Origin of the sequence: Sphingomonas turrisvirgatae, assembly GCF_001721295.1 — a bacterium.
In the GTDB taxonomy this organism is placed as follows: domain Bacteria; phylum Pseudomonadota; class Alphaproteobacteria; order Sphingomonadales; family Sphingomonadaceae; genus Sphingomonas; species Sphingomonas turrisvirgatae.
In genome coordinates this window covers 16,874-29,973 of the sequence record NZ_MDDS01000017.1, presented here as the reverse complement: position 1 = coordinate 29,973, position 13,100 = coordinate 16,874, and the positions used below count along the sequence as shown (strand labels likewise).

15 protein-coding genes are annotated in these 13,100 nt (G+C 64.4%); 13 read left to right on the top strand and 2 right to left on the bottom strand.

Annotated features, from left to right (window positions below; translation table 11 throughout):
• Position 1: 1 nt before the first annotated feature.
• A complete protein-coding gene (locus BFL28_RS07930; RefSeq protein WP_069320046.1) occupies positions 2–457 on the bottom strand; it encodes a universal stress protein in 456 nt (151 codons plus the stop codon).
• A gap of 148 nt (positions 458–605) precedes the next feature.
• Here BFL28_RS07930 and BFL28_RS07925 point away from each other — a divergent pair, with 148 nt between their 5' ends.
• From BFL28_RS07925 to BFL28_RS07905, 5 genes are read left to right on the top strand one after another with little or no spacing between them, the layout of a single operon-like run.
• Positions 606–1,937 (top strand): pyruvate dehydrogenase complex dihydrolipoamide acetyltransferase, encoded by a 1,332-nt coding sequence (locus BFL28_RS07925; RefSeq protein WP_069320045.1) that lies wholly within the window; start codon positions 606–608, stop codon positions 1,935–1,937.
• Positions 1,938–1,947: 10 nt separating this feature from the next.
• On the top strand, positions 1,948–2,163 hold the full coding sequence (locus BFL28_RS07920) for a hypothetical protein (RefSeq protein ID WP_069320044.1): 216 nt from the start codon (positions 1,948–1,950) through the stop codon (positions 2,161–2,163).
• Between the two features lie 4 nt (positions 2,164–2,167).
• The gene (locus BFL28_RS07915; RefSeq protein ID WP_069320043.1) at positions 2,168–2,542 is read left to right on the top strand and encodes an acyl-CoA thioesterase; all 375 of its coding nucleotides are present in this window, start codon (positions 2,168–2,170) and stop codon (positions 2,540–2,542) included.
• A gap of 57 nt (positions 2,543–2,599) precedes the next feature.
• Complete coding sequence (gene lpdA / locus BFL28_RS07910) at positions 2,600–4,000, top strand: dihydrolipoyl dehydrogenase (protein WP_069320042.1); 1,401 nt, start codon at positions 2,600–2,602, stop codon at positions 3,998–4,000.
• 57 nt (positions 4,001–4,057) lie between these two features.
• Entirely contained in the window at positions 4,058–4,654 is a 597-nt protein-coding gene (locus tag BFL28_RS07905; RefSeq protein WP_069320041.1) for a DUF4142 domain-containing protein, read from the top strand.
• Positions 4,655–4,683: 29 nt separating this feature from the next.
• On the opposite strand, the gene BFL28_RS07900 is transcribed toward BFL28_RS07905, so the two are convergent.
• Positions 4,684–5,133 (bottom strand): GFA family protein, encoded by a 450-nt coding sequence (locus BFL28_RS07900; protein WP_069320040.1) that lies wholly within the window; start codon positions 5,131–5,133, stop codon positions 4,684–4,686.
• Positions 5,134–5,204: 71 nt separating this feature from the next.
• Between BFL28_RS07900 and BFL28_RS07895 the strand changes: the two genes are divergently transcribed.
• The 8 genes from BFL28_RS07895 (at position 5,205) to rplC (ending at position 13,098) form a co-directional block, all read left to right on the top strand.
• The gene (locus BFL28_RS07895; protein WP_069320039.1) at positions 5,205–5,669 is read left to right on the top strand and encodes an MAPEG family protein; all 465 of its coding nucleotides are present in this window, start codon (positions 5,205–5,207) and stop codon (positions 5,667–5,669) included.
• Positions 5,666–6,931, top strand: coding sequence for a Xaa-Pro dipeptidase (locus BFL28_RS07890; protein WP_069320038.1), 1,266 nt, complete (start codon positions 5,666–5,668; stop codon positions 6,929–6,931). Before BFL28_RS07895 ends, BFL28_RS07890 begins: the two co-directional genes overlap by 4 nt.
• Before the next feature lie 214 nt (positions 6,932–7,145).
• On the top strand, positions 7,146–7,517 hold the full coding sequence (gene rpsL / locus BFL28_RS07885; protein WP_069320082.1) for a 30S ribosomal protein S12: 372 nt from the start codon (positions 7,146–7,148) through the stop codon (positions 7,515–7,517).
• A 70-nt stretch (positions 7,518–7,587) separates the two neighbouring features.
• Positions 7,588–8,058, top strand: a complete 471-nt coding sequence (gene rpsG, locus BFL28_RS07880) for a 30S ribosomal protein S7 (protein ID WP_069320037.1) — start codon at positions 7,588–7,590, stop codon at positions 8,056–8,058.
• A gap of 63 nt (positions 8,059–8,121) precedes the next feature.
• Entirely contained in the window at positions 8,122–10,215 is a 2,094-nt protein-coding gene (gene fusA / locus BFL28_RS07875) for an elongation factor G (RefSeq protein ID WP_069320036.1), read from the top strand.
• Between the two features lie 92 nt (positions 10,216–10,307).
• The gene (gene tuf, locus BFL28_RS07870) at positions 10,308–11,504 is read left to right on the top strand and encodes an elongation factor Tu (RefSeq protein WP_069320035.1); all 1,197 of its coding nucleotides are present in this window, start codon (positions 10,308–10,310) and stop codon (positions 11,502–11,504) included.
• A 157-nt stretch (positions 11,505–11,661) separates the two neighbouring features.
• Positions 11,662–11,970 carry a 30S ribosomal protein S10 gene (gene rpsJ, locus BFL28_RS07865; RefSeq protein WP_033921125.1) on the top strand — a complete coding sequence of 103 codons (309 nt, stop codon included), beginning with the start codon at positions 11,662–11,664 and terminating at the stop codon, positions 11,968–11,970.
• Positions 11,971–12,339: 369 nt separating this feature from the next.
• Entirely contained in the window at positions 12,340–13,098 is a 759-nt protein-coding gene (rplC, locus tag BFL28_RS07860) for a 50S ribosomal protein L3 (RefSeq protein ID WP_069320034.1), read from the top strand.
• Positions 13,099–13,100: the final 2 nt, after the last annotated feature.

Genomic DNA, 13,100 nt, shown 5'->3' with positions numbered 1-13,100 from the left:
ATCAGCTTAGGCGATCGATTGCCTCGCGGTCGAGACTTCCTGGAATCAACATCAGCGGCACCGGCAGCGCGGCCAGTTCTGCGCCGGTGAAGTGGGCGACCAGCGCGCCGGGCTTGCCGCCTTCGGCCACGCCGAGCACCAGCGCCGCGATGTCGCGGTTCGCATCGATCATCTCGCGGATGATGCGGGGCGCATCGCCTTCGCGCACGGTGATCGTCGGCTTCAACCCTGATTCCTGGATCAGCGTGCCGGCCGCCCCGGCGACCAGCGCCTCGGCTCGCTCGCGCGCCTCGTCCTCGATCGTCGCCATGACGCCGCCCCATTGCACGAAATCGGGCTTCTCGATCAGCGAGAGGATCTCGACGCCGCCGCCGGTCTTGACCGCGCGGCGGGCGGCGAAACGCAACGCGATCTGCGCCTCGGCGCTCTCGTCGATGACCACCAGATAGGTGCGCATGTTACTATCCTCCCCCGATCCTGGTGCCTTGGTGACGCGGCAAAGCTGCCAGCGCAAGCACTTGACGGACGCGGCAGGGTTGACCGGGGCCGTTCGCCGCGCGAGAGGGGCGACTGAACACCATCACACGACAGGATCCTCCCCACCCATGTCGATCGAAATCAAGATGCCTGCTCTTTCGCCCACGATGGAAGAAGGGACGCTGGCCAAATGGCTGGTGAAGGAAGGCGATGCGGTGAAGTCGGGCGATCTGATCGCCGAGATCGAGACCGACAAGGCGACGATGGAATTCGAAGCCGTCGATGAGGGCGTCATTGCGCGGATCGTCGTGGCCGAGGGCACGGACGGTGTTAAGGTCGGCAGCGTCATTGCCGTCCTGGCGGGCGAGGGCGAGGATGCCGGCTCGATCGAAGCGCCGAAGGGCGATGCGGCCAAGACAGCTTCCGCGCCGCAGCCCGAGCGCAAGCTGGACGAGGCTGCAGATCACGGCCTGCCGCCACAGGACAGCGCCAAGTCCAATGTTTCCGCTCCCAAGGCTGCGAGCGCTCCCAGTGCCGGCGATCGCGTCAAGGCCAGCCCGCTCGCCCGTCGCATTGCCGCCGAAAAGGGCGTCGAGCTCTCCGGCCTGACCGGTTCGGGCCCGAACGGCCGCATCGTCAAGGCCGATGTGGAGGGCGCACGGCCCGGCGCTGCGCCGTCGGCTGGATCGCAAGCTGCGGCCCCCGCCGCCGCGCCCGCTGCTGCTACGGCACCTTCGGCTGCCCCTGCGGCGGCCTGGTACGACGAGAGCATCCCTCACGAGGCGGAGAAGCTCAGCAACATCCGCAAGACGATTGCGCGCCGCCTGACCGAGGCGAAGCAGACCGTGCCGCACATCTATCTCACCGTGGACGTGCGCCTCGACGCGCTGCTCAAGCTGCGTGGCGAATTGAACAAGAGCCTGGAAGGGCGTGGGGTCAAGTTGTCGGTCAACGACATGCTGATCAAGGCGCTGGCCGTCGCGCTGGCTCAGGCGCCCAAGTGCAACGTCACCTATGCCGGCGACAAGCTGATCAAGTACAGCCGCTCGGACATTTCGGTCGCGGTGTCGACGCCGACGGGCCTCATCACCCCGATCATCCGCGACGCTGCCAATATCGGACTGGCCAGCATCTCGACGCAGATGAAGGCGCTGGCTGACAAGGCCAAGGAAGGCAAGCTGCAGCCGCACGAATATCAGGGCGGCACCGCCAGCATCTCGAACATGGGCATGTTCGGGATCAAGCAGTTCGACGCGGTCATCAATCCGCCCCAGGGCATGATCCTGGCGGTCGGCGCCGGCGAAAAGCGCCCGTACATCGTGGACGACGCGCTTGGCGTGGCGACGGTGATGAGCGCCACCGGCAGCTTCGACCATCGTGCGATCGATGGTGCGGACGGCGCGGAGCTGATGAAGATATTCAAGGCGCTGGTCGAATCGCCGATGGGTCTGCTCGCCTGAGAGGTTCGCCATGCGCGTCCTGGTCGAAGCCCTGTATGTCGCCGCCGGCATCGCCGTCGCACTGGTGTTCGCCTCGCTGTGCGCGTGGGCCTATCCATTGGCAAAGCAGGATGTTTGGCTGGTCACCGGGGTCGCGATCGTCTGCGTGATCCTGATGGCGATCGGTCCCATGCGCCGGGCGGCGGCGCTGGACCGTGCGCGGCGTGAGGAGCGCCGCAATGGATGAGCCCATGCCTCCATCTATCGAGCCGACGATCCGCGTGACGACCATGCCGGCCGATGCCAACGCTTATGGCGACATCTTTGGCGGCTGGCTGATGGGACAGATGGACATGGCCGCCGGGCTGGTCGCGGCGCGACGTGCGCGAGGGCGCGCGGTCACGGTGGCGATGGACGGCATGCAGTTCCATGCGCCGGTCGCGGTCGGCGACGAGGTGTCGGTCTATGCCCGGCTGAGCAGGGTCGGGCGGACCTCGATGGTGATCGATGTGGAGGCGTGGCGGCGCGACCGGCACGGCGAAGATCATGAACGCGTGACTCAGGCCGCCTTCACCTTCGTGGCGGTGGGCGAGGACAAGAAGCCCCGCCCCGTGGATACCGCTTGATACCATTTTTCAATTTCGACGCGCGTCCGGTTCGGACCGCGCCAACAGGAGATCGACGTGGCTGAAACCTATGACGTGATCGTGCTCGGCTCGGGCCCGGGCGGCTATGTCGCGGCGATCCGTGCGAGCCAGCTCGGGCTCAAGACCGCGATCGTCGAGCGCGAGCTGCTGGGCGGCATCTGCCTCAACTGGGGCTGCATCCCGACCAAGGCGCTGCTGCGCTCGGCCGAGATCTTCCACTTCATGCAGCACGCCAAGGACTATGGCCTCGCCGCGGAGAAGATCAGCGCCGACCTGGATGCGGTCGTCAAGCGTTCGCGCGGCGTCGCCAAGCAGCTCAATCAGGGCGTCACGCACCTGATGAAGAAGAACAAGATCGCCGTCCACATGGGCACGGGCAAGCTGACCGGAAAGGGCAAGCTGACCGTCACCGATAAGGACGGCAAGGCGACCGAACTGACCGCCAGGAACATCATCGTCGCGACCGGTGCGCGCGCCCGTGACCTGCCGGGCCTGCCCGCCGACGGCAAGCGCGTCTGGACCTATCGCCACGCCATGACGCCGAGCGAGATGCCGAGCAAGCTGCTGGTGATCGGATCGGGCGCGATCGGGATCGAGTTTGCGTCCTTCTACAACGACATGGGCGCCGAGGTGACCGTGGTCGAGATGATGGACCGCATCGTGCCCGTCGAGGATGCCGACATCTCCGCGCACCTTGAAAAGGCGCTGAAGAAGCAGGGCATGAACATCATGACCTCGGCCAGGATCGACAAGATCGAGGCCGACGCAAATGGCGTGAAGGCGACCATCACGGGTAAGGATGGTAAGGCGGTTGCGGGCGAGTACAGCCACGTCATCGTTGCAATCGGCATCGTGCCGAACACCGAGGACCTTGGCCTCAAGGAACTCGGCGTCGAGGTAAACGATCGCGGCTTCCTGGTGACCGGGCCGGACTGCAAGACCAATGTCGAGGGGCTGTGGGCGATCGGCGACATCACTGCGCCGCCTTGGCTGGCGCACAAGGCGAGCCATGAGGGCGTGATCGCGGCCGAGGCGATCGCCGGCAAGCATCCGCACGCGATGGACCCGCGCAACATCCCGGGCTGTACCTATTGCCACCCGCAGATCGCCAGCGTCGGCCTGACCGAAGCGAAGGCAAAGGAAGCGGGTTACGAGGTCAAGGTCGGCAACTTCCCCTTCATCGGCAACGGCAAGGCGATCGCGCTGGGCGAGCCGGAGGGCTTTGTGAAGACGGTGTTCGACGCCAAGACGGGCGAACTGCTCGGCGCGCACATGATCGGCGCGGAAGTCACCGAGATGATCCAGGGCTATACCATCGGCAAGACGCTCGAGACGACCGAGGCTGAGCTGATGGAGACGGTGTTCCCCCATCCGACGATCAGCGAGACGATGCACGAGGCCGTGCTCGCTGCTTATGGCCGGCAGCTGCACATGTGATCGGGAACCCTCCTGCCGGCCGGGCGTTCGCGCCGGGCCTGCAGGAGGAAAACCCCGATGAAACATAAACTCATGTTAGCCGTTCTGCCCGCGCTCGCACTTGCCGCCTGTGGCGGCAATGCGGAGTCGGCCAATGTGACCGTCACCGGCAACGATGCGCTAGCCGGCAGCGAGGCCGCGATGGAAGGCAATGCTGCCGACAATATGGCGATGGCGCCTGATGCGGCCGCACCGATGACGGGCCAGCAGTTCGCCGACACCGCCGCCGCGAGCGACATGTTCGAACTCGAATCCTCGAAGCTGGCGCAGGAAAAGGCGACGACCGCCCCGGTCAAGGAATTCGCGGCGATGATGATCAAGGATCACACGACCTCCACCGCCAAGCTCAAGGCGGCGGCAGGGAAGGCCGATCCGGCGATCACGCCCGCGCCCGCCATGAATGCCGAGCAGACGGCCAACCTGGAAGCGCTGCGCGCCGCCAGCGGTGCCGAGTTCGACACGCTCTACAAGCAGCAGCAAGTTGCCGCGCACCAGAAGACGCTCGCTGCGCTGCAGGGCTACGCCAGCAGCGGCGACGTGCCGTCGCTCAAGACGTTCGCCAGCGAAACCGCGCCGGTGGTCGAAGGGCATCTCAAGCACGTCAGCGGCCTGTAATCGATCCGCCTGGGCCGGTTTGACCCGGCTCAGGCGACCGATTCCCGATAGGCTTCGATCAGCGCCGGATAGTCGCCGGGCTCGGGAAAACGCTCGAAGCTGCGGGTCGCGCCGGTTTTGGCCCAGGGCAGCGCCTCGCTTGTGAACGTCTCCATGAACGGCGTGAAACCCCGCGCGTCGTCCAGCATCGTCGCGCGCACGTTGACCGCGCCATATTCCGGCGGCAGCCGTGTGAACAGCCAGCTCTTGCACCAACCGCAATGATGATGGCGCGCCTCGTCCCCATGCAGTCCGCCGATCACCGGTTCGCCGGCAATGACCTCCAGCGCATCAGCGGGAAGAGTGATGGTGGTGGAAAAGGCGCTGGCCGTCATCTTCTGGCACCCGCGGCAATGGCAGACGGCCGTGACAAGCGGATCGGCATTGATCCGGAACCTGATACTTCCACAACGGCAGCTGCCTTCCCGATCCGTCCGCATTGCATCCTCCGCTTTACAGGCGAGCTATCACCCGGCACGTTCGATCCATAGCGAATTGGGGAGCCGCCGTCTTGAGCCTGTCCATTCTTTGGCCGACCCTGGCGCTGGTCGCGCTGATCTTCATCGTCTTCGTCACGATGTTCGTCACCCGCGCGCGGCACATCCGAGCCAACCCGCCCGGGCGCGGCGACTTCGACACGGGCGAAGCGGCACTGCGCTATTTCGCGCCGATCGAAATGCCGGCGAACAATTACCGCAACCTGTTCGAGATGCCGGTGCTGTACTTCGCGCTGATTCCGCTGCTGCTGATCACCAGCCAGGACAGTCAGGTGCAGGTCGTGCTCGCATGGCTCTATGTCGCGCTCCGATATTGTCACAGTTTCGTGCATATCGGGCCGAAGAAGGTGCCGGTTCGCGCCTTGCTGTTCCTGCTTTCCGGCGTGGTGCTGATGGCGATGTGGATCGGGTTCGGGATCGATTTGGCGAGCGCGGCGTCGCGCTCCGACGGCATGCCTGCCGACATGCTGTCGGCATGAACCGGCTCGCGTTGCTTGCCGTCGCGCTGCTCGCCGCGCCGGCACATGCCGAAACCGTCGTCGTCACCGCCGAGCATATGATCGATGTCGTGACCGGCAAGACGGTCGACTATCCCGCCGTCTTCATCACCGACGGGCGCATCACCTCGATCGCCGACGCCCGCACCGTGCGCTGGGGCGCGGACGTGCGGCATATCGACCTTTCGGGCAAGACGATCCTGCCGGGCCTGATCGACATGCATGTCCATCTGGACGCGAACCCGCGCTACGGCGGCTATGACGGGCTGCAGTTCACCGACAGCTTTTGGACCGTGCAGGCGGTCGGCAACGCGCAGGCAATGCTCCGCGCGGGGTTCACCACGGTGCGCAATGTCGGTTCGGAGAACTACAGTGATGTCGGGCTCAAACAGGCGATCGACGAGGGCCTGACGCCCGGACCGCGCATCGTCCCGGCGGCACATTCGCTTGGTGCGACGGGCGGGCATTGCGACCAGACCTATCTCCCGCCCTCGTACAAGGCGAAGGGCGCGGCCGTGGGCGACGGGCCGCAGGATCTGCGTCGCATCGTGCGCGAGCAGCGCAAATATGGTGCGGAGGTCATCAAGATCTGCGCCACGGGCGGCGTCTTCTCGCGCAATACCGAGCCGGGTCAGCAGCAACTGTCCGAAGAGGAGATGCGCGCGATTGCGGACGAGGCGCACCAATGGGGTTTGCGCGTCGCGGCGCATGCGCATGGCGCCGCGGGGATCAAGGCCGCGATCCGCGCCGGCATCGACACGATCGAACATGCCAGCCTGGTCGACGAGGAGGGCATCAAGCTTGCGGCGGCGCGCAAGCAGCCAGTGTGGTTCTCGATGGATATCTTCAATACCGACTATACCCAGGCCGAGGGCGCGAAGAACGGGGTGTTACCGGACAATCTGCGCAAGGACCGCGAGATCGCACAGATCCAGCGCGACAACTTCCGCAAGGCGCATGCCGCCGGGGTGAAGATGGTGTTCGGCACCGACGCCGGGGTGATGCCGCACGGCAGCGCGGCGGGCCAGTTCCGCGTCATGGTGCGATATGGCATGACGGCGATCGAGGCGATCCGCACCGCCACCGTGAACGCCGCGCGGGCGCTGGGGCGGGAAGGGGACATCGGCACGATCGCCGTCGGCCGCTATGGCGACATGCTTGCGGTCGATGGCGATCCGCTGAAAGACGTGAGCGTGCTGACAAGACCGGCGGCCGTGATCAAGGGCGGCGTGCGGGTCGACTAGCTTCACGCGATCCGGTTGACCGCTGCCCTGCGCCTGCGTATAGGCGCCCGCGTCCCGAATGGCTGAGTCCATGCGGGGCAGAGCTGAACGTTGCTGGAGACGCATCTGGCCCAGGAGGTCGCAAGACCGCCGGGGGCTTTTTCGTATTCGCTCGTAATAGGGCTTCAGCAAAGTAACCGCCGGGCGACCGGTAAACACAAAGGTGAAGGGCTTCATGCCGACGATCAACCAGCTGGTCCGCAAGGGCCGCACCCTGCAGAAGACCAAGTCGAAGGTCCCTGCGATGGAGCAGAACCCGCAAAAGCGCGGCGTTTGCACCCGCGTCTATACGACGACTCCGAAGAAGCCGAACTCCGCGCTTCGCAAGGTGGCCAAGGTCCGCCTGACGAACAGCCGCGAAGTCATCAGCTACATCCCCGGCGAAGGCCACAACCTGCAGGAGCACTCGGTCGTGCTGATCCGTGGCGGCCGCGTTCGCGACCTTCCCGGCGTCCGCTACCACGTGCTGCGCGGCGTGCTCGATACCCAGGGTGTCAAGGACCGCAAGCAGAGCCGTTCGAAGTACGGCGCGAAGCGTCCGAAGTAAGCCCCAGGGCGCCCTCAAGTAAGCCCCGGACGGGTTCCGGACCAGCTGAAGTTTTAGAAGGAAATTCAAGATGGCACGTCGTCGTCGTCCCGAAAAGCGGGAAATCCTGCCCGATCCCGTCTATGGTGATCAGGTTCTTTCCAAGTTCATGAACAGCGTGATGCTGGACGGCAAGAAGGCCGTCGCCGAAGGCATCGTCTATTCGGCACTGGAAGTTGTCGAGCAGCGCGCGAAGAAGGACCCGATCGGAGTCTTCCACGAAGCGCTCAACAACATCAAGCCGGGTATCGAAGTGCGCAGCCGCCGCGTCGGCGGTGCGACCTATCAGGTCCCGGTCGAAGTCCGTCCGGAGCGCGCGCAGGCGCTGGCGATCCGCTGGCTGATCAGCTCGGCCCGCAACCGCAGCGAGAACACCATGTCGGCGCGCCTGTCGGGCGAGCTGCTGGACGCTTCGAACAACCGCGGCAATGCGGTGAAGAAGCGCGAGGACACGCACCGCATGGCGGAAGCGAACCGCGCCTTCTCGCACTACCGCTGGTAAAAACAGCAACTATATTATGGGGAGCCGGATCGTCCGGCTCCCCATCTCTCTAAGGAACCGATCATGGCCCGCAGCCATCCGCTCGAGCGCTATCGCAATTTCGGCATCATGGCGCACATCGACGCCGGCAAGACGACGACGACCGAGCGCATCCTCTATTACACCGGCAAGTCCTACAAGATCGGCGAAGTGCATGAAGGCACGGCGACGATGGACTGGATGGAGCAGGAGCAGGAGCGCGGGATCACGATCACGTCCGCCGCGACTACGTGCTTGTGGAAGGCTGAAGAGGGCAAGGGTCCCGAGCATCGCCTGAACATCATCGACACCCCCGGTCACGTCGACTTCACGATTGAAGTCGAGCGTTCGCTGCGCGTGCTCGACGGCGCGATCACCGCGTTCGACGGCGTCGCCGGCGTGGAGCCGCAGTCGGAAACCGTGTGGCGCCAGGCGGACAAGTACAAAGTTCCGCGCATGTGCTACATCAACAAGCTCGATCGCACCGGCGCCAACTTCTATTACTGCGTACAGACGATCATCGATCGCCTGGGCGCGAAGCCGGCCGTCTTGTATCTCCCGATCGGCGCGGAATCGGACTTTGTCGGCCTGGTCGACCTGGTCAACGAGCGTGGCATCATCTGGAAGTCCGAAAACCTCGGTGCGGAATTCGAATATGTCGAAATCCCCGAGGATCTGAAGGACAAGGCCGCCGAATATCGCGAAAAGCTGATCGAACTCGCCGTCGAGCAGGACGATGAGGCGATGGAAGCGTATCTTGAAGGCAATCTGCCCGACGTCGCGACGCTGAAGGCGCTGATCCGCAAGGGGACGCTGAACCAGTCGTTCGTACCGGTGCTGTGCGGTTCGTCGTTCAAGAACAAGGGTGTGCAGGCGCTTCTCGACGCGGTTGTCGATTATCTGCCGTCGCCGCTCGACATTCCGGACGTTCAGGGCATCAACCCGGCCAATGACGAGCCGGATTCGCGTGCGACGGCTGACGACGCGCCGCTGTCGATGCTCGCGTTCAAGATCATGAACGATCCGTTCGTCGGATCGCTCACCTTCGCGCGCATCTATTCGGGCACGCTCACCAAGGGCGCGTATCTGAACTCGGTGAAGGACAAGAAGGAAAAGATCGGCCGCATGCTGCTCATGCATGCGAACAGCCGTGAAGATATCGACGTCGCCTATGCCGGTGACATCGTGGCGCTCGCGGGTCTCAAGGAGACCACGACGGGTGACACGCTGTGCGCCGAAAAGGCCCCGATCATCCTGGAGCGCATGGAGTTCCCGGAGCCGGTGATCGAGCTGTCGGTGGAGCCGAAGACCAAGGCCGACCAGGAAAAGATGGGCATCGCGCTTAACCGCCTGGCCGCCGAGGATCCCTCGTTCCGCGTGTCGACCGATCACGAATCAGGCCAGACGATCATCAAGGGCATGGGCGAGCTTCACCTCGACATCTTGGTCGATCGCATGAAGCGCGAGTTCAAGGTCGAGGCGAATGTCGGCGCGCCGCAGGTGGCGTATCGCGAATATCTCGCGAAGCCGGTCGATATCGACTACACCCACAAGAAGCAGTCGGGCGGCACCGGTCAGTTCGGTCGCGTCAAGGTCAAGCTGACGCCGGGTGAGCGCGGTTCGGGCTTCGTCTTCAAGGACGAGATCAAGGGCGGTAACATTCCGAAGGAATATATCCCCGCGATCGAAAAGGGCTTCCGCGAGACTGCAGAGACCGGCTCGCTGATCGGCTTCCCGATCATCGACTTCGAAGTGCTGCTGTATGACGGTGCGTACCATGACGTCGACTCGTCGGCGCTGGCGTTCGAAATCACCGCGCGTGCAGCAATGCGCGAAGCGGCCCAGAAGTCGGGCATCAAGCTGCTCGAGCCGATCATGAAGGTCGAGGTGGTGACGCCGGAAGAGTATCTTGGCGACGTCATCGGCGACATCAACAGCCGCCGTGGCCAGATCCAGGGCACCGATACGCGCGGCAATGCGCAGACCGTCGATGCGATGGTCCCGCTGGCGAACATGTTCGGCTATGTGAACCAGTTGCGTTCGTTCACGCAGGGGCGCGCGCAGTACAGCATGTCGTTCAGCCACTATGACGAAGTGCCGCCGAACGTTGCTGACGAAGTGAAGGCGAAGCTGGCCTAAGCTGGGGCTGGCATAACGTAAAAACACTCGCTATGGGGCCGCGTTCGCGCGGCTCCGCTCGCGAGGCAATCGAATCCAAGAAGGTAGGAAAAATGGCAAAGGCTAAGTTTGAGCGGAACAAACCGCACCTCAACATCGGCACCATCGGTCACGTCGACCACGGCAAGACGTCGCTGACCGCGGCGATCACCAAGGTGCTGGCCGAGAACGTCGCGGGCAACGCCGCCGTCGACTTCGCCAACATCGACAAGGCGCCGGAAGAGCGTGAGCGTGGCATCACCATCTCGACCGCACACGTCGAGTACGAGACCGACAAGCGTCACTATGCGCACGTCGACTGCCCGGGCCACGCCGACTATGTGAAGAACATGATCACCGGTGCCGCCCAGATGGACGGCGCGATCCTGGTGGTTGCCGCGACCGACGGCCCGATGCCGCAGACCAAGGAGCACATCCTGCTCGCCCGTCAGGTCGGCGTGCCGACGATGGTCGTCTTCCTCAACAAGGTCGACCTGGTCGACGACGAGGAAATCCTTGAGCTGGTCGAGATGGAAATCCGCGAAGAGCTGAGCAAGCGCGACTTCGACGGCGACAACATTCCGATCATCCGTGGTTCGGCAACCGCCGCGCTGTCGGGCAGCGACGACAAGCTGGGCAAGGATGCGATCCTCGCGCTCATGGCCGCTGTCGACGAGTCGATCCCGCAGCCGGAGCGTCCGCTGGACAAGCCGTTCATGATGCCGATCGAAGACGTGTTCTCGATCTCGGGCCGCGGCACGGTCGTCACCGGCCGCGTCGAGACCGGCATCGTCAAGGTTGGCGAGGAAGTCGAGATCGTCGGCATCCAGGAAGCCGTCCGCAAGACCACCGTCACGGGCGTCGAAATGTTCCGCAAGCTGCTCGACCAGGGTGAAGCCGGCGACAACATCGGCGCGCTGATCCGCGGCGTGGGCCGTGAAGAAGTCGAGCGTGGTCAGGTTCTGGCCAAGCCGGGTTCGATCAAGCCGCACACCGACTTCCAGTCGGAAGTGTACGTCCTGTCGAAGGACGAAGGCGGCCGTCACACGCCGTTCTTCGCGAACTATCGTCCGCAGTTCTACTTCCGCACCACCGACGTCACCGGCACGATCGAGCTGCCGGCCGGCACCGAGATGGTCATGCCGGGCGACAACGTCGCGCTGGGCGTGAAGCTGATCGCACCGATCGCGATGGACGTCGGTCAGCGCTTCACGATCCGCGAAGGCGGCCGCACCGTCGGTGCAGGCGTCGTGGCGACGATCGAGAAGTAAGCTTCTCAAAGGGCTAACAGCCGCCCGTTCCCGGATGAAAATCCGGGGGCGGGCGGTTGCCTTTTTATGAGGGTGCCGTTATGGGCCGCCCTCCAGTTTGAGTTTGAACCAGCAAGAACCTCGGCAACGGGGTCCGCTCTTTCGCATTGGTAGGGTCATGGACAACAATATCCGCATTCGCCTGAAGGCATTCGATCATCGCGTGCTCGACCAGGCTGCCGGCGACATCGCCGACACCGCGCGCCGCACCGGCGCTCTGATCCGTGGTCCGATCCCGCTTCCCACGCACATCGACAAGTTCACCGTCAACCGCGGCCCGCACATCGACAAGAAGTCGCGCGAGCAGTTCGAGACGCGCACCTACAAGCGCTTGCTGGACATCGTTCAGCCGACCCCGCAGACGGTCGACGCGCTGATGAAGCTGGACCTCGCCGCTGGCGTGGACGTCGAGATCAAGCTCGCCTAAGCGAGCTGACGCAGCCCCGGATCGACGCCGGGGCTGTTTCCGTTCCAGCCGGTGCAAAAGCGCGGGGCAGGGGTGGACAGGGAAGTCGGGCTGCCGTATTGGCGCGCCTTCCCAAACGAGATTCGCGATTCCATCGGGATCGCGCGGCCGGCCGGATCGATCCCGATCCGAGGATCCGGCCAGAGCTGAAACGCTCAAAACGACATAGGGATACCGCCGGGGTTCGCCCCGGGCCTGCGTCCCCCGTCTTTTCGCTCCGCAAGGGGCGGAATTCAGCCCGGACGGGGGCTCGCATCGACTTATCGGGCTGAAAGTACGCACCCTTCGGATGGTCCGTCGGGTGCCTCTGCGATTTGGAGTGAGTGGATCATGCGCACTGGCGTGATCGCGAAGAAAATGGGGATGACCCGCCTGTTCAAGGACGATGGTCGGCACGTGCCGGTTACCGTTCTGAGCCTCGAAGGCGTTCAGGTCGTCGCCCGTCGCGAGATGGACAAGGACGGCTATACGGCCGTGCAGTTGGGCGCGGGCAGCGCCAAGGCGAAGAATGTCGCCAAGCCGCAGCGTGGCGCGTTCGGCAAGGCCGAAGTCGAGCCCAAGGCGATCCTCGCGGAGTTCCGCGTGGATGAGGACGGTCTTCTGGACGTGGGCGCCGAGATTTCGGCTGACCACTTCGTCGCCGGCCAGCTCGTCGACATTCAGGGTCGCACGCAGGGTAAGGGCTTTGCCGGCGGCATGAAGCGCTGGGGCTTCGGGGGCATGCGCGCGACGCACGGCGTCTCGATCAGCCACCGTGCGCTTGGTTCGACCGGTCAGCGCCAGGATCCGGGCAAGGTCTTCAAGAACAAGAAGATGGCCGGCCATATGGGCGACAAGAACCGCACCCAGCAGAACCTGGAAGTCGTCGGCACCGACGTCGAGCGCGGCCTGATCTTCGTCAAGGGCTCTGTCCCTGGCTCGAAGGGTGGCTGGTTGTTCGTCAAGGACGCGGTGAAGGTCGCGCGCCACGCCGACGCGCCGTACCCGGCGTCGATCAAATCGGCTGCCAACAGCAACAACAACGCTCCCGCGGACATGCCGGCTGATGAAGCCGCTGCTCCCGAAGCGACCGACGGCCAGGAGGGCTGAAC

Excerpts from the sequence above, each read along its gene's own strand:
- BFL28_RS07915 (WP_069320043.1), top strand. The coding sequence starts at position 2,168 with ATGCCTCCATCTATCGAGCCGACGATCCGCGTGACGACCATGCCGGCC.
- BFL28_RS07925 (WP_069320045.1), top strand. The coding sequence starts at position 606 with ATGTCGATCGAAATCAAGATGCCTGCTCTTTCGCCCACGATGGAAGAA.
- rpsG (WP_069320037.1), top strand. The coding sequence starts at position 7,588 with ATGGCACGTCGTCGTCGTCCCGAAAAGCGGGAAATCCTGCCCGATCCC.
- tuf (WP_069320035.1), top strand. The coding sequence starts at position 10,308 with ATGGCAAAGGCTAAGTTTGAGCGGAACAAACCGCACCTCAACATCGGC.
- BFL28_RS07920 (WP_069320044.1), top strand. The coding sequence starts at position 1,948 with ATGCGCGTCCTGGTCGAAGCCCTGTATGTCGCCGCCGGCATCGCCGTC.
- BFL28_RS07900 (WP_069320040.1), bottom strand. The coding sequence starts at position 5,133 with ATGCGGACGGATCGGGAAGGCAGCTGCCGTTGTGGAAGTATCAGGTTC.
- fusA (WP_069320036.1), top strand. The coding sequence starts at position 8,122 with ATGGCCCGCAGCCATCCGCTCGAGCGCTATCGCAATTTCGGCATCATG.
- rplC (WP_069320034.1), top strand. The coding sequence starts at position 12,340 with ATGCGCACTGGCGTGATCGCGAAGAAAATGGGGATGACCCGCCTGTTC.
- BFL28_RS07930 (WP_069320046.1), bottom strand. The coding sequence starts at position 457 with ATGCGCACCTATCTGGTGGTCATCGACGAGAGCGCCGAGGCGCAGATC.
- BFL28_RS07890 (WP_069320038.1), top strand. The coding sequence starts at position 5,666 with ATGAACCGGCTCGCGTTGCTTGCCGTCGCGCTGCTCGCCGCGCCGGCA.
- rpsJ (WP_033921125.1), top strand. The coding sequence starts at position 11,662 with ATGGACAACAATATCCGCATTCGCCTGAAGGCATTCGATCATCGCGTG.
- BFL28_RS07905 (WP_069320041.1), top strand. The coding sequence starts at position 4,058 with ATGAAACATAAACTCATGTTAGCCGTTCTGCCCGCGCTCGCACTTGCC.
- rpsL (WP_069320082.1), top strand. The coding sequence starts at position 7,146 with ATGCCGACGATCAACCAGCTGGTCCGCAAGGGCCGCACCCTGCAGAAG.